General features: G+C 70.7%; 2 protein-coding genes. Both read right to left on the minus strand.

The window, feature by feature from the left end; genetic code table 11:
- Positions 1-272: methylmalonyl-CoA mutase family protein (locus ACZ5CR_RS47170; RefSeq protein ID WP_468870237.1), on the minus strand; the 272-nt coding region annotated here is incomplete at its 3' end.
- A gap of 72 nt (positions 273-344) precedes the next feature.
- A partial coding sequence (locus ACZ5CR_RS47175; RefSeq protein WP_468870238.1) for a 4'-phosphopantetheinyl transferase family protein occupies positions 345-1,060 on the minus strand: 716 nt, incomplete at its 5' end.

The raw sequence follows: 1,060 nt of genomic DNA on the forward strand, positions 1-1,060 counted from the left end.
TGGCCCATCTGGGTGGGCAGGTCGAAGGCGACCGACAGGCCCATGGTGCCGTTGGCGATCAGCTGCTGGTAACGGGCGTTCGACTCGGCCGCCGTGCCGAAACCGGCGTACTGGCGCATCGTCCAGGGGCGGCCGGTGTACATCGACGGATAGACACCGCGTGTGAAGGGGTACGAGCCCGGCAGGCCCAGCTTCTGCGCCGCGTCCCAGTCCGCCAGGGCCTCAGGGCCGTACACCGGCTCGATCGGCTGCCTCGACTCAGACTCACGCACGACGGTTCTCCTTGTCGCATTCCAGGTGGCATATCGCAGGGGTGGGCGCGGCTTCCGTCACGGCGGGGGCGGTCATGACGTCTCCCGCGTCGCATCGCTCGTGACGGCTATGGCTGTGGCCACCAGGCCCTGGCGGGCCAGCCACCCGCCGTTGAAACCCGTCAGGCGGGTCCCGGCCACCATGGGGCCGGGCACGAGCAGACGGGCGGAGAACGTGCCCGTATCCGGGTCCACCGTGATCCGGGCCTCGTCGAAGTCCAGGGGCTGGCCGGTGAGGGGGTACCAGGTCTTGTAGACGCTCTCCTTGGCACTGAACACGAGCCGGTCCCAGCACACGTCAGGACGGCGGGCGGCGAGCCCGGCGAGCATCACCCGCTCCTCGGCGATCGTCACCGCCTCCAGCACGTCCGTGTCGGGGAGCGGCCGGTTGGGCTCGGCGTCCATGCCCACGGCGACCAGGTCGTCGGCGAACCCCACAGCAGCCGCGCGGTAACCCGTGCAGTGCGTCATGCTGCCGACCACCGAGGCGGGCCATCGGGGAGCGCCACGGGTTCCGGGCAGGATGGGCACCGGTCCCAGTCCGAGCTGTCCCAGCGCCTCACGGGCACAGGCCCGTACGGTACCGAACTCCGCTTGCCGTGCCGGCACCGAATTGGCCACGCATGCCGCCTCTTCGGGGAACAGGGCGGGCGGGACGGCGGGGTCACCGAACGCCTCGGCGACGGCCACCGACGTGGGCAGCAATTCCTCGATCATTCGGCGGCCGACCGGGCCGGGTGATGTTTTCC

This window comes from Streptomyces sp. NPDC031274, assembly GCF_055570235.1.